This is a genomic window from Staphylococcus sp. HMSC036D05, from assembly GCF_001836225.1.
Taxonomy (GTDB): domain Bacteria; phylum Bacillota; class Bacilli; order Staphylococcales; family Staphylococcaceae; genus Staphylococcus; species Staphylococcus caprae.
The window spans coordinates 719,205-745,461 of sequence record NZ_KV827781.1 but is presented as its reverse complement, the minus strand read 5'-3'; the positions used below and the strand labels follow the sequence as shown (position 1 = coordinate 745,461).

Below are 26,257 nucleotides of genomic sequence, written 5' to 3'. Positions count from 1 at the left end.
AGGAATGTTCATGAATCCATTACTTTCATTTAAATCTGTAAGTAAAGGTTATGACGGTGTACAAATTTTAGACGAAATAGATATAGATATTGAGTCAGGGCATTTTTATACATTATTAGGGCCTTCAGGCTGTGGTAAGACAACGATATTAAAGTTAATCGCTGGATTCGAATATCCTGATAGTGGTGAAGTTATTTATCAGAATAAACCTATAGGGAAATTACCGCCGAACAAACGTAAAGTGAATACAGTGTTCCAGGATTATGCGCTATTTCCCCATCTTAACGTTTATGACAATATTGCTTATGGTTTAAAATTAAAAAAACAAAGCAAATCGGAAATAGATAAAAAGGTGACTGAAGCACTAAAATTAGTTAAGTTATCTGGTTATGAACAAAGGCAAATAGAGGGTATGAGTGGTGGTCAAAAACAACGTGTAGCGATTGCGCGTGCCATTGTCAATGAACCTGAAATTTTGTTACTTGACGAATCTTTATCTGCATTGGATTTGAAATTACGTACAGAAATGCAATATGAATTGAGAGAACTTCAATCTCGTTTAGGTATTACCTTTATATTTGTTACACACGATCAAGAAGAAGCATTAGCACTAAGTGATTATATATTTGTGATGAAAGACGGTAAAATTCAACAATTCGGGACACCTATTGATATTTATGATGAGCCAGTCAATCGTTTTGTTGCTGACTTTATTGGCGAATCTAATATTGTTGAAGGTCGCATGGTTGAAGACTTTGTCGTAAATATTTATGGTCAAGATTTTGAATGTGTAGATATGGGTATCCCAGAAAATAAAAAAGTCGAAGTGGTTATACGTCCTGAAGACATTTCACTCATTGATAAGGAGCAAGGGCTTTTCAAAGCAAGAGTGGATTCTATGTTATTTAGAGGTGTCCATTACGAAATTTGTTGTATCGATAGAAAAGGATACGAGTGGGTGATTCAATCGACTAAGAAAGCTGAAGTTGGCAGTGAAGTAGGCCTATTCTTTGAACCTGAAGCGATTCACATTATGGTGCCAGGTGAGACTGAGGAAGAGTTTGATAAACGAATTGAGAGTTATGAGGATGTAGATAATGCGTAATATCAATAAATTATTAATTATTCCTTATTTATTGTGGATGGTAATATTTATCATCATTCCAGTCATTTTACTTGTATATTTTTCATTTATGGATGTGCATGGCCATTTTAGCTTTACCAACTATGAACAAATTTTCACGATGCGATATTTCAAAATGTTCATAGATTCAATATGGTATGCAATTCTCATTACATTGATTACTTTAGTCGTTAGTTATCCAGCGGCATATTTTATCACGCATTCTAAGTATCAAAATATTTTATTGATGATAATGATTATTCCGACATGGATTAATTTACTGCTGAAGACCTATGCATTTATAGGATTATTAAGTCATGATGGTATTATAAATCAAACACTTCACATCTTTCACTTGCCAGTATTCAACATGCTGTTTACAAGTGGTGCGTTTCTACTTGTTGCAAGTTATATTTATATTCCATTTATGATACTACCAATTTTTAATAGTATGAAAGCAATCCCTAATCATTTATTGCAAGCGTCCAGTGATTTAGGTGCTAGCCCAATGACAACCTTTAGAAAAGTTATCATGCCTTTAACTAAAGAAGGTGTCATGACGGGTATTCAAGTTACATTTATTCCTGCATTGTCGCTGTTTATGATTACTCGACTGATTGCTGGTAATAAAGTTATTAATATCGGAACTTCAATTGAAGAACAATTCTTAACGATTCAAAATTATGGCATGGGTTCAACCATTGCATTGTTCTTAATTATATTTATGGCGTTCATATTAATTGTAACGAAATCTAAATCATCGAATGGGAAGGGGTGAATGACGTGAAGTGGTATGGAAAGTTGTACATAGGAATACTCATCGCAATCTTATATATACCTATTCTATTTTTAATGGTATATTCTTTTAATTCAGCTGGAAATATGATTCATTTTGAGCATTTCACGTTAGAACATTATCAAACGCTTTTCCAAGATGACCGATTAATGTCTGTGATATTTAATACGATTGCCATTGCATTGTTAGCTGCCTCAATCTCAACAGTCATCGGTACCTTTGGTGCGATTGCTTTATACTATTTACGTAACAAGAAATTTAAAGTTACTTTACTGACTTTGAATAATGTACTGATGGTGTCATCAGATGTTGTTATTGGTGCTTCATTTTTAATTATGTTTACAGCAATTGGACATTTTACAGGCTTAGGTTTAGGATTTTCTACAGTTTTAGCATCACATATAGCATTTTGTATACCGATCGTGGTGATTATCGTGCTACCGCAACTATATGAGATGAACGATAATATGCTGAATGCTGCTAGAGATTTAGGTGCTAATGAATCGCAATTGTTAAGTAGTGTTATTATCCCTAATATTATGCCTTCCATTATTGGTGGATTTTTCATGGCATTGACTTATTCATTAGATGACTTTACAGTAAGCTTTTTCGTAACAGGAAATGGCTTTAGTGTTTTATCTGTAGAAGTTTACGCGATGGCTAGAAAAGGTATAAGTATGGAGATAAACGCTATTTCTACAATTTTATTTGTAGCTATATTAATAGGCATAATAGGATATTATGCTATTCAACACTTCGTTAAACGACAAAAGATGGTGAAGCGGGGTGTAAATGAATGAAACGATTTTTACAACTCATCATTTCTGCAATAGTCATTGGCGTATTATGTTTAGTTGTAAGTCATTGGTTTAAATCAAAGGAGAACACCCCAACACATGAAAAGATTTATGTTTATAATTGGGGTGAATATATCGATCCTAGTTTAATTAAAAAGTTTGAAAAAGAGACTGGTATACAAGTGGTTTATGAAACATTTGATTCTAATGAAGCAATGGAGGCTAAGATTCGTAATGGTGGTACACATTATGACGTAGCATTCCCAAGTGAGTATACGGTCCAAAAATTAAAACGTTCAAATTTGTTAGTACCCTTGGATCATAAAAAAATTCCTAATATGAAAAATCTTGATCCGGATTATACGAATATGACATATGATCCACATAATAAATATTCTTTACCATATTTCTTTGGTACAGTGGGTATCCTATATAATAAGGAAAAATATCCTCACGCAAACTTTAATAGTTGGAGTGATTTGTATCAATCTAAATATAAAAATGATATTTTATTAGTGGACGGTGCTAGGGAAATCATGGGCATGGGTCTGAATAAACTCGGATATAGTTTAAATGATAAAAACCCTTCCCATATTAAAGAAGCGGAAAAAGATTTAAAAAAATTAGCGCCACAAGTGCGAGGTGTCGTAGGTGATGAAATTACGATGATGCTTCAACAAAACGAAGGTAATATTGCTGTTGTTTGGAGTGGCGTAGCCGCACCTTTAGTACAAGATAATGACAAATTTGATTACGTGATACCTAAAGAAGGTTCTAATCTTTGGTTTGATAACATGGTTATTCCTAAAACAGCACAAAATAAAGAAGGTGCATATAAATTTATGAACTTTTTATTAGATGCGAAAAATAATAAACAGAATACGGAATGGGTAGGCTATGCAACACCTAACAAAGCAGCAAGAAATCAATTGCCTAAAGATGTTAGAGATGATGATAGATTTTATCCTACAAAGAAAGAACAGAATCGCTTAGAGGTATATAAAGATTTAGGACAAAAAACGCTTGGAGATTATAATGAAAGTTTTTTAAATTTCAAAATGTCTCTGAAATAATGTAGAGATAAATGGTAGTTATTTATTCGTTTATCCTATATAATGATTTGATAGTAAAGTAAGGAGTTGTAGCGGATGTCAGGAGAGCAATACACACAAATTAAGCGTCCAGTCAGTCGGCTAACTGAAAAAGTTTTAGGTTGGTTTAGTTGGGTATTCTTACTCATATTGACGATTATAACTATGTTTATTGCACTCGTATCATTTAGTAATGATACGTCAATAGCTAATTTAGAAAGTTCATTAAATAACAATGAACTGATACAACAAATTTTAGGAAACAATGATTTAAGTACAACTCAATTTGTCATTTGGTTACAAAATGGTGTATGGGCGATTATTGTTTACTTTATCGTTTGTCTATTAATTTCTTTTTTAGCATTAATATCAATGAATATTAGAATTCTTTCAGGTTTCTTATTTCTATTGGCAGCAGTAGTTACGATTCCTTTAGTATTATTAGTGGTCACTTTAATTATTCCAATTTTATTCTTTATCATCGCAATTATGATGTTTGCTAGAAGGAATAAAGTTGAGACAGTGCCTGCATATTATAACGATGATTATGGTCAACCATACTATGATGAACGTGAATATTATGATCATCACGAACCTCATTCTAGACCTCGAGATGACTATTATGAAGAGAACTATCATCAAGGTTATTACGATGAATATGAACAACCACGAGACGAAAAGGAAAATAGAAATACAAGAAGACAACTTAGAAAAGAACGTCGACAAAAAGAAGCATTTGAAGCGCAACAATATGAACAGCCATATGATAATCATTTAGATCATGACTACGCTAATAGAGAACAGTATGAGGAAACAGATGATAAATATTCACAATTTCCTAAACGTGCTGTAGAAAGTGAATATACTTCTAGTCAGAATACTGAGGAAGAACCTGAAGTGATGTCTAGACAGGCAAAATATAACAAGAAATCTAAAAAAGCGAATCGCGAAGATCAAATGCAAGAGAATGATTATCAGGATAATGATGATTATAGTTATGGTTATGACGATGGTTACAATAATTATCAGGAACCAATAGAACCTCAAGTTGATCCTAAAGAACTTAAGGCACAGCGGAAGAGAGAAAAAGCTGAAATTCGTGCGAAGAAAAAAGAAAAGAAAAAAGCTTATAATAAACGCATGAAAGAAAAAAGAAAAAATCAACCAAGTGCTGTTAATCAACGTCGAATGAATTATGAAGAGCGACGTCAAATGTTCCACGGTAATCATGATGATGAAGGTACAAAAGAGAACACAACTGAACAAGAAGACAATAGTGAAAATAAATAATACTAATCATTGTTAGGCTGGGGCATAATCAATTTATTACCCCAGCCTTTTTTGTATGCATTCGCGATACAACTTAAATTTTAGTATGATTAAGGTAAGAAGATTATTTGAGGTGGTGCATAGAATTATGAACAGAAAAACAGAAATCATTTTAGCATGGGTAGCGAATGGGCTAAGTATCATGTACTTACTATTAACAGGGATGTCACTCATTGTTATGAAAAGTAGTGAGAATCAACAACAATATAACGATATACTCAAACAATTCTATGGAAGCGAACAAAATGTTACTCCTGATATTTTATTTGCATCTATGATTATTTCAATTGGCTTTTTAGCCTTTTCTACTTTGCTTGGTGTTGTAGGGGCGTTAATTATCAAAGGACGTAAAAATTTAGCAGGTTGTTTATTTATAGCAGCAGCGATTACAGGAATTGTTACTATGAATCTTATTGCTATGATTTTATGGATTATTGTAGCTGTATTGCTATTTTCTAAAAAAGATAGTCGTCATCAAAGTTACTTTAATAATACGAATGGTACGCAGAATTCAAATGAGCGTCGTAATCTAGCAAACAATGATAATTTAAACCAGAATCATACTCGCCAAGATGAGTGGGACCCAGAAAAAGAACTTAAGGATCGTAAAAAAGATGACCCTTATATATATTAGTTGATTGGACATAAAAAAAGATGGCGTATGCCATCTTTTTTTATAACTCTTGAAACGTTTGAATAATTAAATAAATATTTAATCCACTTAGTATTACAATCAGCGTCCATGAAATGATGTTAACCCACATTTTATTAATAAATGGTCCCATTAATTTCTTATTACTTGTAGCCAATTGAAGCGGTATTAATGAAAAAGGTAACGCTATACTTAAGAATACTTGTGAAAATACTAGTAATTGTTCTATTTTTTCAGCATTACCTCTGAAAATGATTAAACAAATAATAACTGGTATGACTGCAAGCGAACGTGTGATTAGACGACGCATCCAGTTAGGAATGGATAATCTTAAGAATCCTTCCATAACGATTTGTCCTGCTAACGTTCCAGTAATCGTTGAGTTCTGTCCTGATGCTAATAGGGCAACTGCAAATAGTGTACTCATCACACCGCCCATTGCTGCACCTAATGCCGGTTCAGTTTTCAACGCATGATATAAATCATAGAAACCACCTAAATCGTTAGTTTTAGTTCCGAAAAAGAGGGCAGCACCTAGTGTTAGTAATAAACAATTGACTACAAATGCAATAGATAATTGAAGATTTGAATCAATCGTTGCGTATTTAATAGCTTGTGCTTTTTCTTGATTATCATGACGGTTATACTTACGTGATTGCACGATAGATGAATGTAGATATAAATTATGTGGCATGATTGTAGCCCCAATAATACCTAAAGCGATATATAGTATGCCATGGTTTGTCACAATTTCTTTATGTGGAACAAACCCATTTAGAATATCAGTTAATTGTGGTGAAGAAATAAACACTTCAAACACGAATATTGCTAGAACTGTAAATATTAAAGTACCTACAATGGCTTCAATCTTTCTGAAACCGAAACGCATAATAAATAGTAATAGGAATACATCGAATACTGTGATTAATGCACCAACGATTAGTGGAATGCCGAAAATTAAATCTAAAGCAATCGCACTCCCAATCACTTCGGCGATATCAGTGGCAATGATTGCTAACTCTGCAATAATCCAGAAAACTATCGCAATGGGTTTACTTAAAAAATGACGTGTCATTTGTGCAAGATCTTTACCAGTTGCTATTCCTAATCTTACCGTCATACTTTGTAATAACATCGCTGCCAAACTTGAGATTAAAATCACGAATAGCAAGGTATAACCGTATTGCGCGCCACCTTGCATAGATGTAATCCAGTTTCCTGGATCCATGTAACCCACAGCTACTAATAATCCAGGCCCGAGAAATGCTAGAAATTTCTGACTTGCACTACCTTTATGATCAAAATGAATAGTATTATTGATTTCATCTAAGCTTTGATGTTGTTCATAATTGTTGTCTTTTATACTCAATAAACTCACCTCTAAAATCTTATGAAAATATATTAACCTAAACAAAAAGTTAGGTCAACCTAAAAATATTGCATCACATTAAAAAAGCTTGAATAGCATTGTATTAAATACTACTCAAACTTTATAAATCAAAATTATTTTATTGATAAAATTTTAAGAACTGATCAAATGTTTCTTCTACGAATTGTAAGAAAGCTTTGTCGCTTTTCAATCTTTTATCAGAAGGTTCAATTGCTCGTGCTACGAAAAACTCACCTTTTTTCACGTTAATTGCGCGATCAATTGCTTTTTTAAGATCATCTTCACTCATATCTTTAATAAGTGTTTTTTCAGGTTTCATGTGATCTAAACATAAGCTATAGTCGTTAGGTAATGCTTTGATTTTATCAAAATGCTTTTTAAAGATTTTCATTTGTTCGGCTTTATTTTTAGCCTCATGCATGACACCGAACATAATAAATAGTTGATCTCTAAATAATCCAATTTGGAAATGAGGTAACATCTTATAACCACGTTTATTAGGTGCGAATGCAACCCAAGTATCTACAGGTGGGTTCACGCTTCGACGTGCATGTTTCGCTACGTGAGGATAGAATTCTTCACCTGTTTGTGAACTGAAATAATCAGCGAAATAGTCTCCTAATTGATTTAACTGTGGTCTAACATGCTCATTCAGTGCTTCCATTCTATTCTCTAAACCATCAACATCAAATGCTTTAAAATCTTTTGGCGCAAATGTATATTTAGTCATTTTATGCCTCCTCATGTATTGATTACCGTTATTGTAGCACAAGTATTTATCTATTATCTAAAGTTAGAACCTTACTTATGAGGGTTTCAAATTTTACAATTAAGGTATATCAATATGTATTAATATAATTTTCGAGAAAACATCATGTATAATGTTAAGTAATAGGAGATGATACGATGGCACTATACGATTTTGCTAAAGGTATAATATTAGAGGCTGGGAATAAAGTAAGACATTGGATGAAAGAAGACTTGGATATTGAAACGAAGTCTAATCCTAATGATTTAGTTACAAATGTTGATAAAGCTACTGAAAATTTCCTTTATGAAACAATACACCACAATTATCCAGACCACCGTGTGATAGGGGAAGAAGGGCACGGACATGAATTAACGGATACGAAGGGTGTCATTTGGGTTATTGATCCAATTGATGGAACGCTTAACTTTGTACATCAACAAGAAAATTTCGCTATTTCAATTGGGATTTATTATAATGGGGAACCTTATGCTGGTTTTGTTTACGATGTCATGAAGGATGTTCTATATCATACAAAGGTTGGAGAAGGTGCCTATGAAAATACTCATCTACTTAAGCCTCTAGAAGATACTGAACTTAAAACAAGTATCATTGGAATCAATCCTAATTGGTTAACCAAACCGATTATGGGCAAGATATTTATGCCAATTGTAAATGATGCAAGAAGTGCACGTGCTTATGGAAGTGCTGCACTCGAAATTATAAGTGTGGCTAAAGGACAACTCGCTGCATATCTCACTCCAAGATTGCAACCATGGGACTATGCCGGTGGTTTGATGATTTTGAATGAAGTTGGAGGAATAGGTACAAACTTATTAGGTGACCCATTGGAAATGAATCGACCTAATTCTATAGTAATGGCAAATAAACAATTACATGACCAAATATTAAATCAATATTTAAGCGAGTTTAAAGAGACCATCGCGTCGCATCATGAAAAGCGATTTGGTAGAAAGTAATGGGAAAGCCGACAAGACACAACGTTTTGTTCTGAAAATGATATAATGAAATTTTGAAATAAAATGAGCTCCTAAAATGAAAGTGAATATCCTTCATTTTGGGAGCTATTATGCTTATATTAATGGTCTAGCCAGTTTGTAACATGATTCAAAATAAATTAATCAGATGATTTCTTTATAGCCAATTATTTTCACGGTATTTCTTTTTAACTGTGAAGCCAACGCCAAATGTTGCAATGAGTAGTATAAATGTTAAAATCATCATTGGAACATTTGCAGCGCCTACTGCAAAGCTAAATAAAGTTAAGAAAACGACTGCTAAAATAGAGAACACCCAGAAGATGCCTTTTGATTTTTTTTGTTGCATCCCATACCCCACCTTTTACTTATCTTTTCACTAATATATGATATAATAAAACAGTTGTAATTAAAAGTGGGAGTTTACTCAAGAAAGGAAATTTATAAAATGACTAATTTAAGAGAAGATGTTCGTAATATAGCGATTATTGCGCACGTTGACCATGGTAAAACAACTTTAGTAGATGAGTTGCTTAAACAGTCTGGTATTTTCAGAGAGAATGAACATGTCGACGAACGTGCAATGGATTCAAACGATTTAGAAAGAGAACGTGGTATTACGATTCTTGCTAAAAATACGGCGATTGATTATAAGGGCACACGTATTAATATATTAGATACACCTGGACACGCCGATTTCGGTGGGGAAGTTGAACGTATCATGAAAATGGTAGACGGTGTTGTACTTGTTGTCGATGCTTATGAAGGTACAATGCCTCAAACACGCTTTGTGCTTAAAAAAGCATTAGAGCAAAACTTAAAACCTGTAGTAGTTGTAAATAAAATCGATAAACCTGCTGCACGACCAGAAGGTGTAGTAGATGAAGTATTAGACTTATTTATCGAATTAGAAGCAAATGATGAACAATTAGACTTCCCAGTTGTTTATGCATCAGCAGTAAATGGTACAGCAAGTCTTGAGTCAGATAAACAAGATGAAAATATGCAATCTCTTTATGAAACAATTATTGATTACGTACCTGCACCTGTTGACAATCATGATGAGCCATTACAATTCCAAGTTGCATTATTAGACTATAATGACTACGTTGGCCGTATTGGTATTGGACGTGTATTCAGAGGTAAGATGCGTGTTGGTGATAATGTCTCATTAATTAAATTAGATGGGTCTATTAAGAACTTCCGTGTAACTAAAATCTTCGGTTATTTCGGATTAAAACGTGAAGAAATTGAAGAAGCACAAGCAGGCGACTTGATTGCTGTATCAGGAATGGAAGACATTAACGTTGGTGAAACAGTTACTCCACATGATCATCAAGAAGCGTTACCTGTATTACGTATTGATGAACCAACACTTGAGATGACTTTCCGTGTTAATAATTCACCATTCGCTGGTCGTGAAGGTGACTACGTAACTGCACGCCAAATTCAAGAAAGATTAGAACAACAACTTGAAACAGACGTTTCATTAAAGGTTACACCAACAGACCAACCAGATGCATGGGTTGTAGCTGGACGTGGTGAATTACATTTATCAATCTTAATTGAAAACATGAGACGTGAAGGTTTCGAATTACAAGTTTCTAAACCTCAAGTTATCTTACGAGAAATTGATGGCGTATTAAGCGAACCATTTGAACGTGTACAATGTGAGGTTCCTTCAGAAAATGCCGGTGCAGTTATCGAATCATTAGGTGCACGTAAAGGTGAAATGTTAGACATGTTGACAACAGATAACGGTCTAACTCGTTTAATCTTTATGGTTCCAGCGCGTGGTATGATTGGTTATACAACTGAATTTATGTCTATGACACGTGGTTATGGTATTATCAACCATACTTTCGAAGAGTTCAGACCTCGTGTTAAAGCTCAAATTGGTGGACGTCGTAATGGTGCATTGATTTCAATGGACCAAGGACAAGCAACATCATATGCGATTATTAACTTAGAAGACCGTGGTGTAAACTTTATGGAACCAGGTACAGAAGTTTATGAAGGTATGATTGTTGGTGAGCATAACCGTGAAAATGATTTAACAGTTAATATCACTAAAGCGAAACATCAAACTAACGTACGTTCAGCAACGAAAGACCAAACACAAACGATGAATCGTCCTAGAATTTTAACGCTTGAAGAAGCGCTACAATTTATCAATGACGATGAGTTAGTAGAGGTAACACCAGAAAGTATTAGATTAAGAAAGAAAATATTAAATAAATCTGCACGTGAAAAAGAAGCAAAACGTGTTAAACAAATGATGCAAGAAGATCAATAAGATATAGAAAAGGTGCGACTCAAGCTCTAAAATGACTTGAGTCGCACCTTTTTATTAGTTACGATTCATTATTATTTTATGAGTTACTATCTTGCTTTTGAGGATTCTCATTGATCACTTGTGGTTGGCGTTGCTTAGGCGTGTCTAAACGACTCTTACAATCATCACACATAAAAGTGCGAATAGGGTTATTTCTTAGACGTTTAGCTTCCAAAGTATTCTCATCTATGAATACTTTAGTTTCACAAATGATACATTGAACTTCTAACACATTAAATCACCTCAATATGAGTTACATATTTAAATTCATATGTATACCCTTCTTCAGGAATGTAAACAAAGCTATCTACTGCGTTATCGCTGTATAAACGTTTGCCATCTTTTGCGAATTGGAAGAATAAATAAGGTAATAAATCCATTGGTACTTCAATAGAATGCTCTTCATTATATAATTTAATCGCTTTTGCTTCTTGATGTGGTTCAGCATTTTTGAAAAATGGAGTCATATTAATCACAAATGTACCTTCTAGAACTGAACGTTTTTTATATTTAATTTCAGAATCAAGCGTAGGCGGATTTGTTTGTCCTTCTAGAATTGCTCGATTCCATTCAGTGTTATCTTCAAACTTAACTGGACGAGTACCGTCGAATACCCCACGTTCTAAATCGTCGATACTTACCTTTCTGTCATCAAAAATCCAAGTTGTACTATCTAATGAGATAGGGAACTTGACTGCGCCTTTAATTTGAATCATATATGCCCACTCCCTAATTTTTTATCTTCAATTATTTTAACATAAATTCATACCGACTTAATTCAAATTCACTTGCTTTTTAATATCTATTAAGATAAACTTCTAATGTGAAGATATTAATTGAAATGATAGGGGGAATATGTCATGGCTAACCAATCGAAATTAAATAATGCGGCATATGACCAGTTGAATAAAGATGCGGATAGAATTTTACATCTAATTAAAGTTCAAATGGATAACTTAACTTTACCTTCTTGTCCGCTTTATGAAGAAGTGCTAGATACTCAAATGTTTGGCCTTCAAAAAGAGGTTGATTTTGCTGTTCAACTTGGTTTAGTTGATAAAGAAGATGGTAAGCAATTAATGTTAAGACTGGAAAAAGAACTTTCTAAATTACATGAAGCTTTCACAAACGTTTAATGTTTTATTTATCATAGATAACATAACGCACTTATTTAAAGTGTCGAAATAATTGCGTTGATTCAATATATAATCACGACCACGTATAAACATCCATTGTACATATACGTTATCGTATCAGTGACTGAGATGGTATCTAATTCGATATCTTACTCAGTCATTTTTGTTTAATTGTTTTTAAAATAAATGCGCACTTAACCTAATAATATTTGTTAATTCTAAGGATTCAAGTATATAATAGGTAAGACAGCTTTTTAAAAAGTGAAGATAAATTTACTAAGTCAACGAAGTGATTAACTTTAAAAATTTAGAATTGGATGATCTAGTATATGAATAATTTTAAAAATATAATGCGGTATATTGGAAAAACTTCTAAATTTATCGATTATCCATTGTTGGTTACATATGTAGTCCTTTGTTTGATTGGATTAGTAATGGTTTATAGTGCAAGTATGGTCGCTGCGACTAAAGGTACCTTAATCGGTGGTGTAGCCGTTTCTGGAACGTACTTTTATAATAGACAGCTACTGTACGTCATTATGAGTTTCGCCATCGTATTCTTTATGGCATTCATCATGAATGTGAAAATCCTGAAGAAACCTAATGTTCAAAAGGGAATGATGATTGGTATATTCCTACTTTTACTTTTAACATTAGTTATTGGTAAAAATATCAATGGTTCTAAAAGTTGGATTAATTTAGGATTTATGAACCTACAAGCATCAGAGTTACTTAAAATTGCCATTATTCTTTACATACCTTTTATGATTGAAAAGAAAATGCCGGCAGTGAGACAAAACATCAAGTTAATCTTAGGTCCAATTCTATTTGTAGTAACTTGTCTGGTACTTGTACTTTTCCAAAAAGACGTCGGACAAACAATGTTAATACTGATTATATTTTTCTCTATCATTTTCTATTCTGGCATCGGTGTACAGAACATGTTGAAATGGGGAATATTAGTATTTATAGGCTTTGTTATCATCGCCACCTTTATGTTGATTTTACACATGGTTCCAAGTTACTTAGAGGCGCGTTTTAGCACATTAACTAATCCATTTGGTCAGGAATCTGGTACGGGTTATCATATTTCCAACTCTTTAATGGCAATAGGTAATGGAGGCTTATTCGGACGTGGACTTGGCAACAGTATAATGAAACTAGGGTATCTACCTGAACCACATACCGATTTTATTTTCGCAGTCATCTGTGAGGAATTAGGTCTTGTGGGTGGATTAATCGTTATTATTTTAGAATATTTCATTGTATATCGTGCGTTCCAATTAGCGAATAAAACACCTTCACATTTCTATAAATTAGTATGTGTCGGTATCGCAAGTTATATAGGAAGTCAGACATTTGTAAACATTGGTGGTATTTCTGCGACGATTCCGTTAACAGGTGTCCCGTTACCATTTATTAGTTTTGGTGGTTCAGCCATGATTAGTTTAAGTATTGCGATGGGACTTTTATTAATTACCGCTAAACAAATCAAACAAGATGATAAACGTCTTAAACAACGTAAAATCGATATCAAACGCCGTTATAATTGAATATAAAAGAGAGACAATCTATTGAAGTTGTGTCCTTACTATGTAGGAATCACTTCTCTATAGGTTGTCTTTTTTTGTCTATAAACTAAATTAGACTGGTGAAAATTTTAAAATTCTGTAAAGGAAAGATGTCAAACTAGCATATGAGAAATATAGATGATAATATTAAGTTATCAATAGTAATAAGTTTTATTGAAGTTAAATCATAAACATGATCGTTATTTCATTTTGAAGTTGTGAGAAAAGTTTTGATTCAACAAAATGTTACAAAACGATAAATTGTTTTTAACTTTGTAAATTACTATAGAATTATTCAAGCATTTAAGATAAAATTTTATTATCTAATTAGTTAGAAAATTCAAAATATTACGAGGGGTGTCTCAGCTTTTGAAACATATAAAGAAGTTACTTGTTGCTAACCGTGGTGAAATCGCCATTAGGATTTTTAGAGCAGCAGCAGAATTAAATATCAGTACAGTAGCAATATATTCTAATGAAGATAAAAGTTCATTACATAGATATAAGGCAGATGAGTCCTATCTCGTTGGTAGTGATTTAGGTCCTGCTGAAAGTTATTTAAATATTGAACGAATTATCGAGGTAGCAAAACGTGCAGGTGTCGATGCGATTCACCCTGGGTATGGTTTTCTAAGTGAGAATGAACAATTTGCGCGTCGTTGTGCAGAAGAAGGTATTAAGTTTATTGGTCCTCATTTAGAACATTTAGGTATGTTTGGAGATAAAGTTAAGGCAAGAACAACAGCCATTCGCGCCAATTTACCTGTGATTCCAGGTACTGATGGGCCAATTGAAAGCTTTGAAGCGGCACAGCAATTTGCTCTTGAAGCTGGTTTTCCACTGATGATTAAAGCTACAAGTGGTGGCGGTGGTAAAGGGATGCGTATTGTTCGTGAAGAGAGTGAACTTGAAGATGCCTTTCACCGTGCTAAGTCAGAAGCTGAAAAGTCTTTCGGCAATAGCGAAGTTTACATTGAGAGATACATTGATAATCCGAAACATATTGAAGTGCAAGTAATTGGTGACGAACAAGGTAACATCATACATTTATATGAAAGAGATTGTTCAGTTCAACGACGCCATCAAAAAGTTGTAGAAGTCGCACCTTCAGTTGGTTTATCGGAAAGTTTGAGAGAACGTATTTGTGAAGCGGCTATTCAACTCATGGAGAATATTAAATATGTCAATGCTGGGACAGTTGAATTTTTAGTTTCAGGCGATGAATTCTTCTTCATAGAGGTGAATCCACGTGTTCAAGTTGAACATACTATCACTGAAATGATTACAGGAATTGACATTGTTAAAACACAAATCTTAGTTGCTGATGGCGAATCGTTATTTGGTGAGAGAATAGCAATGCCACAACAACAAGATATCCAAACACTTGGGTATGCAATTCAATGTCGTATTACAACAGAAGACCCAACCAATGATTTCATGCCTGATTCAGGTACAATTATCGCTTATCGTTCAAGTGGCGGATTTGGTGTAAGATTAGATGCTGGTGATGGTTTCCAAGGTGCTGAAATCTCTCCTTATTACGATTCATTACTTGTTAAACTCTCTACGCATGCATTTTCATTTAAGCAAGCCGAAGAGAAGATGGAACGTTCATTACGTGAAATGCGTATCCGTGGTGTGAAAACGAACATACCTTTCTTAATTAATGTGATGCGTAACGATAAATTCAGAAGTGGCGATTATACAACTAAATTTATAGAAGAAACGCCAGAATTATTTGATATTGCACCGACGCTTGATAGAGGTACGAAGACACTTGAATATATTGGGAATGTGACGATTAACGGTTTCCCAAATGTAGCGCAACGTCTTAAACCAGAGTATGAATCTACTTCTATACCTAAAGTGTCTCACGAGCGTATCAATCATTTATCTGGTACGAAACAAATTCTAGATGAACAAGGCCCTAAAGGCGTAGCAGATTGGGTTAGAGCACAGGAAGATGTATTAATTACGGATACAACTTTTAGAGATGCGCATCAATCTTTACTAGCTACACGTGTAAGAACGAAAGATATGATGAATATCGCCTCTAAAACGGCTGAAGTATTTAAAGATAGCTTTTCTTTAGAGATGTGGGGCGGGGCAACATTTGATGTTGCTTATAATTTCTTAAAGGAAAATCCATGGGAACGTCTTGAACGTCTACGTAAAGCAATCCCAAATGTATTATTCCAAATGCTTTTACGTGCATCCAATGCAGTAGGATATAAAAATTATCCTGATAACGTCATTAAAAAGTTTGTAGAGGAAAGTGCTAAAGCAGGCGTAGATGTATTCCGTATATTTGATTCATTAAACTGGGTAGATCAAATGAAAGTCGCAAACGAGGCCGTTCAAGAAGCAGGTAAAATTTCTGAAGGTGCAATTTGTTATACTGGAGATATTTTGAATGTTGAACGGTCTAATATTTATACATTAGATTATTATGTGAAAATGGCTAAAGAACTCGAAAGAGAAGGGTTCCATATTTTAGCAATTAAAGATATGGCAGGCCTACTGAAACCAAAAGCAGCGAATGAATTAATTGGAGAATTACGATCAGCAGTCGATTTACCAATTCATCTGCATACACATGATACGAGTGGAAATGGCTTACTCACGTATAAACAAGCGATTGATGCAGGTGTTGATATTATTGATACAGCTGTCGCGTCTATGAGCGGGTTAACAAGTCAACCTAGTGCAAACTCTCTTTACTACGCATTGAATGGGTTCCCTCGTAATTTAAGAACTGATATTGAGGGATTAGAAGAACTGAGCCATTATTGGGCAACAGTTCGTCCATATTATACGGACTTTGAAAGTGACATTAAATCACCTAATACTGAAATTTACCAACATGAAATGCCGGGCGGACAATATTCAAATTTAAGTCAACAAGCTAAAAGTTTAGGCTTAGGAGAGCGTTTCGATGAAGTTAAAGATATGTATCGTAGAGTGAATTTCTTATTTGGAGATATTGTCAAGGTGACACCATCATCTAAAGTGGTCGGAGATATGGCACTTTACATGGTACAGAATGATTTGGATGAATCGTCAGTACTTAGCGAAGGTCATAAACTTGATTTCCCTGAATCGGTAGTCTCATTCTTTAAAGGAGAAATTGGTCAACCGGTAAACGGATTTAATCAAAAGTTACAAGATGTCATTCTTAAAGGACAAGTTCCACTTACTGAAAGACCAGGAGAATATTTAGAACCTGTGGACTTTGAAGCAATTCGTGAAGCGTTAGCTGAGAAACAACATGACGAAGTGACTGAGCAAGATGTGATTAGCTATGTCTTATATCCAAAGGTTTATGAGCAATATATTCAAACGAAAGCTCAATATGGTAATTTATCGTTATTAGATACACCAACATTCTTATTTGGTATGCGTAATGGTGAAACAGTAGAAATTGAAATTGATACTGGTAAACGTTTAATTATTAAACTTGAAACGATTAGTGAACCTGATGAAAATGGTAATCGTACTATTTACTACGCAATGAATGGTCAAGCACGTCGTATTTATATTAAAGATGAAAATGTAAAGACGAATGCGAATGTAAAACCAAAAGCTGATAAAACGAATCCTAGTCATATTGGGGCACAAATGCCTGGTTCAGTAACAGAAGTGAAAGTATCTGTAGGCGATGAAGTAAAAGCAAATCAACCATTGCTAATTACTGAAGCGATGAAGATGGAAACTACTATACAAGCACCTTTTGATGGTGTAATTAAACAAGTGAATGTAGTCAGTGGCGATGCGATTGCGACAGGCGATTTACTCGTTGAAATAGAAAAGCTATCCTAACATGCCCGCCCGCCCAATTGTGTGACAATACGTCAGTTTACACAATTGGGCGGGCTTCTGTATTCGCCAACGATAGCGGTTTGGTACTTCAGCATAGATAAATACGCGCCCTTCAAGGATAATTTACGTGAGTATACCTTGAAGGGCGCGTATTTATAATGTGTAATAGCTTATGAACTTTAGTGTGTGTTTGTTCGATAAATGAGGTTACTTCATACTGCGAGTTGTTCTTAACATCAACAAGATGAAGTAAGCGATCATACCAAATAAGAATGTAATAAACAATGCATGGAATAATGCGACGATTAAATTCACATTCGTAATCACTGATAATGCACCAGTAATGACTTGTAAAATAACTAAAATAAACGCTGCTGTATAGCCATATCTTACAGTACGATTATCTGAATAATTCTTAATCGCGTGAATAAATGTGAACATAATCCACATGAAAGTAATAAACGCCATACCTCTATGTGCAAACTGTACCCAGTCATGTGCGTTATGAGGCACAATATCATTGAAAGGTACAGGCCAAGCACCGTAAGCAAGACTTGATTTCGTATGTCTTACCAATGCACCCGTATAAATAGTAAGATAGACAATAATGGCCATTAACCATGTCAACGTACGAAGCGGCTTTTTAATAAATAATTCATCAGCTTCATATTTCTGGTCGACAGAGAATATAATTAAAGTCATTACAAATACAGATGAAAAACTAATTAAAGAAATACCGAAATGTAATGCTAGGACATATGCATTTTGTTGCCATATCACGGCGGCAGCTCCAATAAGTGCTTGGATAAGTAAGAAAGCAACACTGATGATTGAAAGTGGTTTTATTTCTTTAATATACCCAATATTCTTCCATGCTGTAATTACTAACCAAAGGACAACAATAAGAGAAAGACCTGATACTGCTCTGTGACTTAGCTCAATAATTGTATGAATTGGTAAGTTCTGAGGAAGAAGTGCACCATTACATAATGGCCATGATGAACCACAGCCATCTTCTGATCCTGTTTTAGTTACGAGGGCACCACCTAATTGAACAAAGGTCATAATAATCGTAGCTAAAACACCTAACCATTTAAGGTTTTGCTTTCTAAACAATGATAAACACCCCATCATTAACTAAAGTACTCACTTTTAAATGATATGTAGAAACTAGCTTTATTATCAATTAAACGTTGAGTTTAACTTCAAAGTTAAGCCTTAAACTACTTCATGAGACACTTGTGATGACACTTGATGATTCAGTACTTTAGATTAATGTACATATTTTTACTTTTAACCTATTATAACAAGAATACCATTTTTAATTGTGTCACAAAATCGACGATTTATAATGTCGCTAAAGTGTCACAATTTAATTTTATAAAACCTAGTCTTTTAATAAAAATTGCTATATCATTGTACTATATGAAAAATTCAAGGAGGGGAACTATGAACAAAGATCAAACTTTGTCACAGGATACGGGCCGTGTAACCTTCAAAGAATTACAACAAATTATTAAGATGGGTCTCGTTCAAGGTAATTTAATTCCTGCATTTGCAGGCGCTTGGCTTGCAGTTGTAATGACAAACCATTCCTTCCTATCGTCTATTCCTCAAATATTGATGATGATTGTTGGGTCTACCCTAATCATGGGGGGCGCATGTGCGTTAAATAACTATTACGATCAAGATATTGATAGCATCATGCCTAGTAAACAAGGTAGACCAACTGTAAACGATAGAATCTCAGACAGAAACTTATTAATTTTAAGCTTCGGGATGATGTTAATAGGTGAAGCTTGTCTATTCTTAATAAACGTGCCATCAGGCGTTTTAGGTTTAATTGGTATCGTAGGATATGTTTCTTATTACTCCATTTGGTCTAAACGACACACAACTTGGAATACCGTTGTAGGAAGCTTTCCAGGTGCTGTACCGCCATTAATTGGTTGGGTAGCAATAGATGGTCAAATGAGCTTGGCTGCCATTGCACTATTCTTAGTCGTATTTTGTTGGCAACCGGTTCACTTTTACGCATTAGCCATTAAACGAAGTGACGAATATTCATTAGCGAATATTCCAATGTTACCATCCGTTAAAGGCTTCAAACGTACGAGAATAAGCATGTTTATTTGGTTAATATTCTTATTGCCGTTACCATTCTTATTATCAAACTTAGGTGTCACTTTTGTAGTCATTGCTACATTACTCAACCTAGGATGGTTAGCTTTAGGATTTACAACCTTCAAAAAGGATTCAGACCAAACGAAATGGGCGACAAAAATGTTCATCTATTCATTGAACTACTTAGTCGTATTTTTCGTACTCGTTGTTGTCGTTTCATTAATAAAAATGATATAAAATTACTTAAGTAAGGATGAAACTTATGAGCGTACCCATTTTACCCACGATCAGTACTTCATGTATTGTCATTAGTGCGATATTAGTCGCTATCGGTTGGAGATTAATCTGGAAACGTCAAATTGATAAACATAAAAAAGTCATGTTATGGGCAGCAATTTTTGCATTAACTTTCTTTATTATTTATGCAAGTAGAACAATTTTCATTGGAAATACCGCTTTCGGTGGACCAGACTCAGTGAAGATTTACTACACTATCTTTTTAGTTTTCCATATTAATTTAGCTACGATTGGTGGCGTGCTAGGATTATTTCAAATTATTTTAGCATTTAAAGATAAATTCAATATTCATAGAAAGATTGGACCTATTGCTTCAATTATTTGGTTCTTCACTGCGATTACAGGCGTAGCTGTTTACATTCTTTTATATGTACTTTATCCAGGTGGAGAAACAACGTCATTAATTAAAGCAACATTAGGACTTTAGTTCATAACTAAGTTCAATCTATTTCACAATACTGATGAGACTTCATATGAGGTTTTATCAGTTTTTTTATTAAAATTAAACCAAATTAACGTGGCGAAAGTGAAATAGTCTGACAAGTATGACCACTTGTCTTGATAAATAGCAGAATATTTTTGTACAATAAATATAATTCTTTAGAGGTGGGTGAGAAATGAAAAAGTTAGTTATCAAAGTAGTAGGCGTCATTTTTTTAATTACTTTTTTAATTTATTTATTTTACTCACCACGTCTCAAATTTGATGTCTTAGAGAACCCGAATAAAGGAAATAAAAGTAATCATACTGAGCAATTTGAGAAGTCCAACAATCATACTGAAAATCCTAAACCCAAACAAGGTGTTGGAACATGGATAGGTAAGAATATTGACTTTATGACGAAACACTATGGACAAGCTGATCGAACATATCCTTTTAAAAATGGCTATAAGAATTACATATTTAAAAAAAGTGACCAATATTATATTGTGAGCACTAAAAAAGATATCATTACGTCAGTGTACGCCACAGGGGACAACGTTAAAGTGAATCCATTAAAAATTGGTGAAAGTGCCTCTCATCTTTTTGAAAATACAAGTATTAATCCAGAACCTACAATTCAATCAAAGGGTAAAACATATCGATTCGAAATGTCCGATGAAGATATGAAGACACAAACATTAATTAAATATGGGAACATTTACGCCCAGGTGTATTCAGATCAAGAAACAAATAAAATTTTAGCTGTACGCTTTATAGATGCAGATACACTAACAGCACTTCAACCCTATAAAATTAATAAGCAAGAAAATAGTAGCTCTAATGACCAAGCGTCTATTCCTTATGAACAAAATCCTAATCAGCTGATTACATTATACGAAGTGACAAATGAGATGAGACATCTTAAAGGTCTAAAACCTCTTAAAACAAATAATGATATTGCTCATATCGCGTCTATTAATCTATATGAAGCCACAGACAATGGATCTGATAGTGTTGAATTTACTGAGAATGCTCTTACGCAACAACTAGACGAAAACAATGTGACATATAAATCTACAAGTCAGAACGTTGGGTATGACTTTGACGATGTACCAACATTAATCCATAGTTGGATGAACTCTGACATTCATCGCTCTCGAATGTTAAATAATAAATATGATGAAATGGGCGGCGAAGTGATGAAAGATTATTATTCATTAATATTCTTGGAAAAATAAAATCGAAAGGGTGAAAACATGATTACTGAAGAAACGTTATCAATTTTAGATGAAATAGAAAATCTCTCTGATATGATTGTTCAATCAGAGGTGTATCAATCGTATCAACATGCTAAAGATTATTTGGAAAATGATGATGAAGCACATTTACTTTATCAAGCATTCTTAAAGTCGAAAGATCAATACGATGATGTTATGAGATTTGGCAAATATCACCCTGACTATAAACGAATTATGATGGAAACACGTCAACGTAAACGTGCATATGAAATGCTTCCAGTTGTCATGGATTACAAAACAAAGGAAGTCGCACTCCAAAACCTAATCGATGAAGTAGTGACAAAAATAGCATTTGCAGTTTCTGAAAATGTGAAAATTGAAGCAGGCAACCCGTTCTTCCAAACAGGACATAACGGATGCGCAACAGGTGGTTCATGTAACTGTTCATTATAATGGTTGAGAACAGATGAGATGATATAAAAACTTAATTTAACTATAAAAACACTTTCGATGGTAGACAAATGAAGCCCCCATCGAAAGTGTTTTTTATTATTGGAGTTATAGGTAAATGAGATTTGCTATTTGCTTTAAAGCATTAAGAAGTAAACGAGTGTTTTAATTTCTAGTAATACATTTTGACAATTGAGCTAGATTAGAAATAACAAATTTACAAAAACTAAGTAATTAAGATTAATAGTAAGAATAGAAAACTCATTGTACGAAGATGATATTCTATTATTTCTTTTCTAATTGTTATATTTAACCTGAAATACCTTATTTGTAGGTATAGGTAATGAGTAGCCTCGTTAAACAAATAATAAAAATATTATGGGATTTTTGTAATTATAATATTTGAGTTCTATTAGAAGTATAGTATAGGAAAAAGATTAGTGTTATATTAATACATATAGTACCAATAATAATGATATGTTTTTATATTTGGAAATTATATAAAAGGAAACATTATATTAAAACTTAACTAATATATGAATGGAAACCCAATTTGAATTAGAGGTCATTTATGAAAAATAAGAAAAAGCAAACAATCTTTCTCATTGGTTTAGCTGTAATTATTTGTTTAACTATAGGATATATTTTGCACAAAAATAAGAAAGAAAATTACATAGAAACACAAGAGGAACGCATAAATTTATATTTCAAATACAATATTAATAATTATAAGTCCATGAAAACTACTAGTTTTAAAAAAGATCCAATGGGAGGGTATTTTGTTAAGGGTTATATAAATAATAATAAGAAGTTTTATTTTCATGCTTTAATAACAGACACGAATAATTATCAATTTAATGGGGATATTGGGTACAATCCTAAAACTCTAGGAAAATTATTCAAGAAGGATAATCCTAAAAAGTTGTTAAATCCAAGTGATATTATAAAAAAACGTGATTTAGATAAGACAAAATACGAAGCTGAACCTCCATTATTTTTTGCTTTATAATAATGTATTTTATGCCATTTCTAAGACATTAAGTATTACTTAAAAATCCTAAAAACGGAGGTTTTGAATGGAAAACAGTAAAAAGAAAATAATCTTTCTCATAGGTTTAATTGTAATTATTTGTTTAACTATTGGATATACTCTACATATAAATAAGAAAGAAAATTACGTAGAAACTCAAAAGAAACGCATAGATCTATTTTTTAAATATAACTTAAAAAAATATACTTCTATAAAGATTGTTAAAGTTGAAAAAAATCCAATGGGTGATTACTTTATTAAAGGATACATTAATAATGATAAAAATTATTATTTTAACGCTCATGCTTCTTTCGAGGAAAACTTTCAGTTTGATGGGATTATAAGTTACAGTTCAACCACTTTAAGAAAGTTATTTAAAAAGGAAAATCCTAAGTATATATTGGATCCTAGTGAAATTATTGAAAAAGAGCATCTAGATAAATCAAAATACGAAGCAGATCCTCCTGCATTTTTCTGGTTTTAATTAATATAAATTTATTGCTTTGCTCAATTTCTATATTAGTTAACTTAAAATAGAAAAGAGAGGTTACTAATGCGTAAGAAAGTACTGATGTTCATAATCTTAATTATGACAATATTAATAGTTGTGGTATATATTTCCCATGTTAATAAAAAGAACCACTATATAGAAGTTCAGAAAAGTAGACTCGAATTATACTTTAAATATAACTTAAAAAAATATAATTCTATGAAAATAACTAAAGTTCAAAAGACTCCAATGGGAGATTATTTAATAAAAGGCTACATTAATAAGGATAAAGATTATGATTTCATTGCATATTGTTCTTATGAGCATAACTTTCAGTTTAATGGAATTATAAGTTATACTCAAGCTACTTTGGGGAAGTTGTTTAAAGAGGATGAACCTAAAGATAAGTGGAAACCTGACGAAATAATCAAAAAAGAACATTTAGATAAAACAAAGTACGAAGCTAATCCACCATTATTTATATGGTTTTAGAAATATTATAAGAACTGATGTGCACACACAAAGCTATTTAGGAATTCAACTTTAATGGCGCATATTAATTTATTATAAAATAAAAATATGAAATACATATTTGATTTGATTAATATTTTTGTGGTTTTATTTTGAGTAACTTTTAAAAATATATAAAAAGTTTTATTAGAAAAAAATTTGATTAAATTCGTTAGATGGTAATTTGAAGTATATCTATCATTGGTTACCTATTTTGGATAATGTATCTTGTGAATTTTTATCCACCAATAACAAAAGGCGAAAAAGGAAGTTATTTATGAAAAATAAGAGAAAGAAAATACTCCTTTGCTCAGTTTTAACTGTAATCATTTGTTTAGCTTTAGGATATATTTTGCATAAAAATAAGAGAGATAGTTACATAGAAACCCAAGAAAAAAGAATAGATTTATATTTTAAATATAATCTAAAAAAGTATGACTCTATGAAAATTGTTAAAGTTGAAAAAAAACCAATGGGAGGATACTTTATTGATGGTTACGTTAATCATAATAAAGATTATAATTTTACTGCGTATGCTTCCCATGAGAGTAATTTTCAATTTAATGGAGATACTAGTTACGAACCAAAAACTTTAGGAAAATTATTTAAGGAGGAGGAAGCTAAAGATAAGCGGAAACCTGATGAGATAATCAAAAAAGAGCATTTAGATAAATCAAAATACGAAGCAGATCCACCAATGTTTTTTATTTTTTGATTATCATTTTTGTTATTTTCCTTAGACATAATATCCTGAAAATATGTTAAAAAGAGAGGTTATGAATGAAAAATAAGAAAAAGAGAATAATCCTTCTCATCTTTATAGCTGCAATCATTTGTTTAACTATAGGATATATTTTGCACAAAAATAAGAAAGAAAATTACATAGAAACACAAGAGGAACGCATAAATTTGTATTTCAAATACAATCTAAAAAATTATAACTCTATGCATGTAACTGCATTTAGAAAGAATCCGACGGGAGCTTACTTTGTAAGTGGTTATATTAATAAAAATAAAAAATATCATTTCAAAGCTCAAATATCTACTGTTGATAATCTTCAATTTAAAGGTGATTTTATTTACAATCCTAAGACTTTTGGGAAGTTACTAAAAAATGAAGAGGGACACGATTCGATAAATACTGATGAAATTATCAAGAAAAAACATCTAGATAAAACAAAATACGAAGCATACCCTCCGGCATTTTTCTGGTTTTAATTAATATAATTTTATAGCTTTGATTTCTATATTAGCTAACTTAAAATAGAAAAGAGAGATTATTAATGCGAAAGAAAACATTGTTGTTCATAATATTAATTATGACAATATTAATAGCAGTAGGATATATTTCCCATGTAAGTAAAAAGAATCATTATATAGAAGTTCAAAAAAGTAGAATTGATTTATATTTTAAATATAACCTAAAAAAATATACTTCTATGAAAATAACTAAAGTTCAAAAAACTTCAATGGGAGATTATTTAATAAAAGGTTACATTAATAATGATAAAGATTATTATTTTACTGCATACTGCTCTTATGAGCATAACTTTCAGTTTAATGGAATCATAAGGTATCCTCAAGCTACTTTTGGGAAGTTATTTAAAGAGGATGAACCAAAGAATAAGTGGAAACCTGACGAAATAATCAAAAAAGAACATTTAGATAAAACAAAGTACGAAGCTAATCCACCAATGTTGGTCTGGTTTTAGACATACATTTTATGATGATCTATGCTATCGTTAAAAATGACAAAAGGATAGATTATTGATGAAAAATAAGAAAATACTTATTCCTATAATTATATTTGTGATTGTATTATTAATTACAGGTGTAGGATATATTTCACATGTGAATAAAAAGAATCATTATATCGATACTCAAAAAAGTAGAATTGATTTATATTTTAA

27 protein-coding genes are annotated in these 26,257 nt (G+C 32.6%); 21 read left to right on the top strand and 6 right to left on the bottom strand.

Annotation, left to right across the window (positions count from 1 at the left end; all coding sequences use genetic code 11):
• Nucleotides 1-10: 10 nt before the first annotated feature.
• The 6 genes from HMPREF2580_RS08130 (at nucleotide 11) to HMPREF2580_RS08105 (ending at nucleotide 5,770) form a co-directional block, all read left to right on the top strand.
• A complete protein-coding gene (locus HMPREF2580_RS08130; RefSeq protein WP_002442155.1) occupies nucleotides 11-1,105 on the top strand; it encodes an ABC transporter ATP-binding protein in 1,095 nt (364 codons plus the stop codon).
• Nucleotides 1,098-1,901: an ABC transporter permease gene (locus HMPREF2580_RS08125; RefSeq protein ID WP_070831850.1), complete on the top strand. Its 804-nt coding sequence runs from the start codon at nucleotides 1,098-1,100 to the stop codon at nucleotides 1,899-1,901. Before HMPREF2580_RS08130 ends, HMPREF2580_RS08125 begins: the two co-directional genes overlap by 8 nt.
• A 5-nt stretch (nucleotides 1,902-1,906) precedes the next feature.
• Complete coding sequence (locus tag HMPREF2580_RS08120) at nucleotides 1,907-2,719, top strand: ABC transporter permease (RefSeq protein ID WP_044466307.1); 813 nt, start codon at nucleotides 1,907-1,909, stop codon at nucleotides 2,717-2,719.
• Entirely contained in the window at nucleotides 2,716-3,789 is a 1,074-nt protein-coding gene (locus HMPREF2580_RS08115; RefSeq protein WP_070831847.1) for an ABC transporter substrate-binding protein, read from the top strand. The genes HMPREF2580_RS08120 and HMPREF2580_RS08115 overlap by 4 nt, the downstream gene beginning before the upstream one ends.
• Before the next feature lie 75 nt (nucleotides 3,790-3,864).
• Entirely contained in the window at nucleotides 3,865-5,097 is a 1,233-nt protein-coding gene (auxB, locus tag HMPREF2580_RS08110; protein WP_070831844.1) for a lipoteichoic acid stability factor AuxB, read from the top strand.
• 127 nt (nucleotides 5,098-5,224) lie between these two features.
• A complete protein-coding gene (locus HMPREF2580_RS08105) occupies nucleotides 5,225-5,770 on the top strand; it encodes a DUF4064 domain-containing protein (RefSeq protein ID WP_070831841.1) in 546 nt (181 codons plus the stop codon).
• Nucleotides 5,771-5,810: 40 nt separating this feature from the next.
• Here the strand turns inward: HMPREF2580_RS08105 and HMPREF2580_RS08100 are convergent, their stop codons facing one another.
• Together HMPREF2580_RS08100 and HMPREF2580_RS08095 are read right to left on the bottom strand one after the other, a co-directional pair.
• Complete coding sequence (locus HMPREF2580_RS08100; RefSeq protein ID WP_070831838.1) at nucleotides 5,811-7,157, bottom strand: Nramp family divalent metal transporter; 1,347 nt, start codon at nucleotides 7,155-7,157, stop codon at nucleotides 5,811-5,813.
• 139 nt (nucleotides 7,158-7,296) lie between these two features.
• A complete protein-coding gene (locus tag HMPREF2580_RS08095; RefSeq protein WP_037541332.1) occupies nucleotides 7,297-7,908 on the bottom strand; it encodes a YktB family protein in 612 nt (203 codons plus the stop codon).
• A gap of 176 nt (nucleotides 7,909-8,084) precedes the next feature.
• Here HMPREF2580_RS08095 and HMPREF2580_RS08090 point away from each other — a divergent pair, with 176 nt between their 5' ends.
• The gene (locus HMPREF2580_RS08090) at nucleotides 8,085-8,906 is read left to right on the top strand and encodes an inositol monophosphatase family protein (RefSeq protein ID WP_070831835.1); all 822 of its coding nucleotides are present in this window, start codon (nucleotides 8,085-8,087) and stop codon (nucleotides 8,904-8,906) included.
• Between the two features lie 175 nt (nucleotides 8,907-9,081).
• On the opposite strand, the gene HMPREF2580_RS08085 is transcribed toward HMPREF2580_RS08090, so the two are convergent.
• Nucleotides 9,082-9,273: a DUF5325 family protein gene (locus HMPREF2580_RS08085; RefSeq protein ID WP_002442175.1), complete on the bottom strand. Its 192-nt coding sequence runs from the start codon at nucleotides 9,271-9,273 to the stop codon at nucleotides 9,082-9,084.
• Between the two features lie 99 nt (nucleotides 9,274-9,372).
• Between HMPREF2580_RS08085 and typA the strand changes: the two genes are divergently transcribed.
• Nucleotides 9,373-11,220, top strand: a complete 1,848-nt coding sequence (gene typA, locus HMPREF2580_RS08080; RefSeq protein ID WP_037541334.1) for a translational GTPase TypA — start codon at nucleotides 9,373-9,375, stop codon at nucleotides 11,218-11,220.
• A 76-nt stretch (nucleotides 11,221-11,296) separates the two neighbouring features.
• Here typA and HMPREF2580_RS08075 read toward each other — a convergent pair whose 3' ends face one another.
• Complete coding sequence (locus tag HMPREF2580_RS08075) at nucleotides 11,297-11,491, bottom strand: DUF2197 domain-containing protein (RefSeq protein WP_070831832.1); 195 nt, start codon at nucleotides 11,489-11,491, stop codon at nucleotides 11,297-11,299.
• 1 nt (nucleotide 11,492) lies between these two features.
• Nucleotides 11,493-11,975, bottom strand: coding sequence for a hypothetical protein (locus HMPREF2580_RS08070; RefSeq protein WP_070831829.1), 483 nt, complete (start codon nucleotides 11,973-11,975; stop codon nucleotides 11,493-11,495).
• 144 nt (nucleotides 11,976-12,119) lie between these two features.
• Here HMPREF2580_RS08070 and HMPREF2580_RS08065 point away from each other — a divergent pair, with 144 nt between their 5' ends.
• The 3 genes from HMPREF2580_RS08065 (at nucleotide 12,120) to HMPREF2580_RS08055 (ending at nucleotide 17,785) form a co-directional block, all read left to right on the top strand.
• On the top strand, nucleotides 12,120-12,395 hold the full coding sequence (locus HMPREF2580_RS08065) for an Fpa/YlaN family protein (RefSeq protein WP_002435383.1): 276 nt from the start codon (nucleotides 12,120-12,122) through the stop codon (nucleotides 12,393-12,395).
• A gap of 329 nt (nucleotides 12,396-12,724) precedes the next feature.
• Nucleotides 12,725-13,948, top strand: coding sequence for a cell division peptidoglycan polymerase FtsW (ftsW, locus tag HMPREF2580_RS08060; RefSeq protein ID WP_070831825.1), 1,224 nt, complete (start codon nucleotides 12,725-12,727; stop codon nucleotides 13,946-13,948).
• A gap of 387 nt (nucleotides 13,949-14,335) precedes the next feature.
• A complete protein-coding gene (locus tag HMPREF2580_RS08055) occupies nucleotides 14,336-17,785 on the top strand; it encodes a pyruvate carboxylase (protein WP_070831822.1) in 3,450 nt (1,149 codons plus the stop codon).
• 207 nt (nucleotides 17,786-17,992) lie between these two features.
• Here HMPREF2580_RS08055 and HMPREF2580_RS08050 read toward each other — a convergent pair whose 3' ends face one another.
• Nucleotides 17,993-18,901, bottom strand: a complete 909-nt coding sequence (locus tag HMPREF2580_RS08050) for a COX15/CtaA family protein (RefSeq protein WP_037541339.1) — start codon at nucleotides 18,899-18,901, stop codon at nucleotides 17,993-17,995.
• A gap of 333 nt (nucleotides 18,902-19,234) precedes the next feature.
• Between HMPREF2580_RS08050 and cyoE the strand changes: the two genes are divergently transcribed.
• From cyoE to HMPREF2580_RS08000, 10 genes are all read left to right on the top strand, one after another.
• Entirely contained in the window at nucleotides 19,235-20,146 is a 912-nt protein-coding gene (cyoE, locus tag HMPREF2580_RS08045; protein WP_070831819.1) for a heme o synthase, read from the top strand.
• A 25-nt stretch (nucleotides 20,147-20,171) separates the two neighbouring features.
• Nucleotides 20,172-20,633 carry a DUF420 domain-containing protein gene (locus tag HMPREF2580_RS08040; RefSeq protein WP_070831816.1) on the top strand — a complete coding sequence of 154 codons (462 nt, stop codon included), beginning with the start codon at nucleotides 20,172-20,174 and terminating at the stop codon, nucleotides 20,631-20,633.
• 190 nt (nucleotides 20,634-20,823) lie between these two features.
• Nucleotides 20,824-21,867: a CAP-associated domain-containing protein gene (locus HMPREF2580_RS08035; protein ID WP_002442198.1), complete on the top strand. Its 1,044-nt coding sequence runs from the start codon at nucleotides 20,824-20,826 to the stop codon at nucleotides 21,865-21,867.
• Nucleotides 21,868-21,885: 18 nt separating this feature from the next.
• Entirely contained in the window at nucleotides 21,886-22,320 is a 435-nt protein-coding gene (locus tag HMPREF2580_RS08030) for a YlbF/YmcA family competence regulator (RefSeq protein ID WP_002442199.1), read from the top strand.
• Between the two features lie 568 nt (nucleotides 22,321-22,888).
• Nucleotides 22,889-23,326 (top strand): DUF1433 domain-containing protein, encoded by a 438-nt coding sequence (locus tag HMPREF2580_RS08025; RefSeq protein ID WP_070831813.1) that lies wholly within the window; start codon nucleotides 22,889-22,891, stop codon nucleotides 23,324-23,326.
• Nucleotides 23,327-23,393: 67 nt separating this feature from the next.
• Nucleotides 23,394-23,831 carry a DUF1433 domain-containing protein gene (locus HMPREF2580_RS08020; RefSeq protein WP_070831810.1) on the top strand — a complete coding sequence of 146 codons (438 nt, stop codon included), beginning with the start codon at nucleotides 23,394-23,396 and terminating at the stop codon, nucleotides 23,829-23,831.
• 69 nt (nucleotides 23,832-23,900) lie between these two features.
• Entirely contained in the window at nucleotides 23,901-24,329 is a 429-nt protein-coding gene (locus HMPREF2580_RS08015) for a DUF1433 domain-containing protein (protein WP_070831807.1), read from the top strand.
• A gap of 295 nt (nucleotides 24,330-24,624) precedes the next feature.
• Nucleotides 24,625-25,062, top strand: coding sequence for a DUF1433 domain-containing protein (locus HMPREF2580_RS08010; RefSeq protein WP_070831805.1), 438 nt, complete (start codon nucleotides 24,625-24,627; stop codon nucleotides 25,060-25,062).
• A 65-nt stretch (nucleotides 25,063-25,127) separates the two neighbouring features.
• Nucleotides 25,128-25,565 (top strand): DUF1433 domain-containing protein, encoded by a 438-nt coding sequence (locus tag HMPREF2580_RS08005; RefSeq protein ID WP_070831802.1) that lies wholly within the window; start codon nucleotides 25,128-25,130, stop codon nucleotides 25,563-25,565.
• Nucleotides 25,566-25,630: 65 nt separating this feature from the next.
• Nucleotides 25,631-26,059 carry a DUF1433 domain-containing protein gene (locus tag HMPREF2580_RS08000; protein WP_176747474.1) on the top strand — a complete coding sequence of 143 codons (429 nt, stop codon included), beginning with the start codon at nucleotides 25,631-25,633 and terminating at the stop codon, nucleotides 26,057-26,059.
• Nucleotides 26,060-26,257 lie beyond the last annotated feature (198 nt).

Bases quoted from the DNA above. Each gene is read 5' to 3' on its own strand.
- HMPREF2580_RS08105 (WP_070831841.1), top strand. From the start codon at position 5,225: ATGAACAGAAAAACAGAAATCATTTTAGCATGGGTAGCGAATGGGCTA.
- ftsW (WP_070831825.1), top strand. From the start codon at position 12,725: ATGAATAATTTTAAAAATATAATGCGGTATATTGGAAAAACTTCTAAA.
- cyoE (WP_070831819.1), top strand. From the start codon at position 19,235: ATGAACAAAGATCAAACTTTGTCACAGGATACGGGCCGTGTAACCTTC.
- HMPREF2580_RS08010 (WP_070831805.1), top strand. From the start codon at position 24,625: ATGAAAAATAAGAGAAAGAAAATACTCCTTTGCTCAGTTTTAACTGTA.
- HMPREF2580_RS08040 (WP_070831816.1), top strand. From the start codon at position 20,172: ATGAGCGTACCCATTTTACCCACGATCAGTACTTCATGTATTGTCATT.
- HMPREF2580_RS08035 (WP_002442198.1), top strand. From the start codon at position 20,824: ATGAAAAAGTTAGTTATCAAAGTAGTAGGCGTCATTTTTTTAATTACT.
- HMPREF2580_RS08025 (WP_070831813.1), top strand. From the start codon at position 22,889: ATGAAAAATAAGAAAAAGCAAACAATCTTTCTCATTGGTTTAGCTGTA.
- HMPREF2580_RS08000 (WP_176747474.1), top strand. From the start codon at position 25,631: ATGCGAAAGAAAACATTGTTGTTCATAATATTAATTATGACAATATTA.
- typA (WP_037541334.1), top strand. From the start codon at position 9,373: ATGACTAATTTAAGAGAAGATGTTCGTAATATAGCGATTATTGCGCAC.
- HMPREF2580_RS08090 (WP_070831835.1), top strand. From the start codon at position 8,085: ATGGCACTATACGATTTTGCTAAAGGTATAATATTAGAGGCTGGGAAT.
- HMPREF2580_RS08005 (WP_070831802.1), top strand. From the start codon at position 25,128: ATGAAAAATAAGAAAAAGAGAATAATCCTTCTCATCTTTATAGCTGCA.
- HMPREF2580_RS08030 (WP_002442199.1), top strand. From the start codon at position 21,886: ATGATTACTGAAGAAACGTTATCAATTTTAGATGAAATAGAAAATCTC.
- HMPREF2580_RS08065 (WP_002435383.1), top strand. From the start codon at position 12,120: ATGGCTAACCAATCGAAATTAAATAATGCGGCATATGACCAGTTGAAT.
- HMPREF2580_RS08085 (WP_002442175.1), bottom strand. From the start codon at position 9,273: ATGCAACAAAAAAAATCAAAAGGCATCTTCTGGGTGTTCTCTATTTTA.
- HMPREF2580_RS08130 (WP_002442155.1), top strand. From the start codon at position 11: ATGAATCCATTACTTTCATTTAAATCTGTAAGTAAAGGTTATGACGGT.
- HMPREF2580_RS08095 (WP_037541332.1), bottom strand. From the start codon at position 7,908: ATGACTAAATATACATTTGCGCCAAAAGATTTTAAAGCATTTGATGTT.
- HMPREF2580_RS08125 (WP_070831850.1), top strand. From the start codon at position 1,098: ATGCGTAATATCAATAAATTATTAATTATTCCTTATTTATTGTGGATG.
- HMPREF2580_RS08070 (WP_070831829.1), bottom strand. From the start codon at position 11,975: ATGATTCAAATTAAAGGCGCAGTCAAGTTCCCTATCTCATTAGATAGT.
- auxB (WP_070831844.1), top strand. From the start codon at position 3,865: ATGTCAGGAGAGCAATACACACAAATTAAGCGTCCAGTCAGTCGGCTA.
- HMPREF2580_RS08115 (WP_070831847.1), top strand. From the start codon at position 2,716: ATGAAACGATTTTTACAACTCATCATTTCTGCAATAGTCATTGGCGTA.
- HMPREF2580_RS08015 (WP_070831807.1), top strand. From the start codon at position 23,901: ATGCGTAAGAAAGTACTGATGTTCATAATCTTAATTATGACAATATTA.
- HMPREF2580_RS08020 (WP_070831810.1), top strand. From the start codon at position 23,394: ATGGAAAACAGTAAAAAGAAAATAATCTTTCTCATAGGTTTAATTGTA.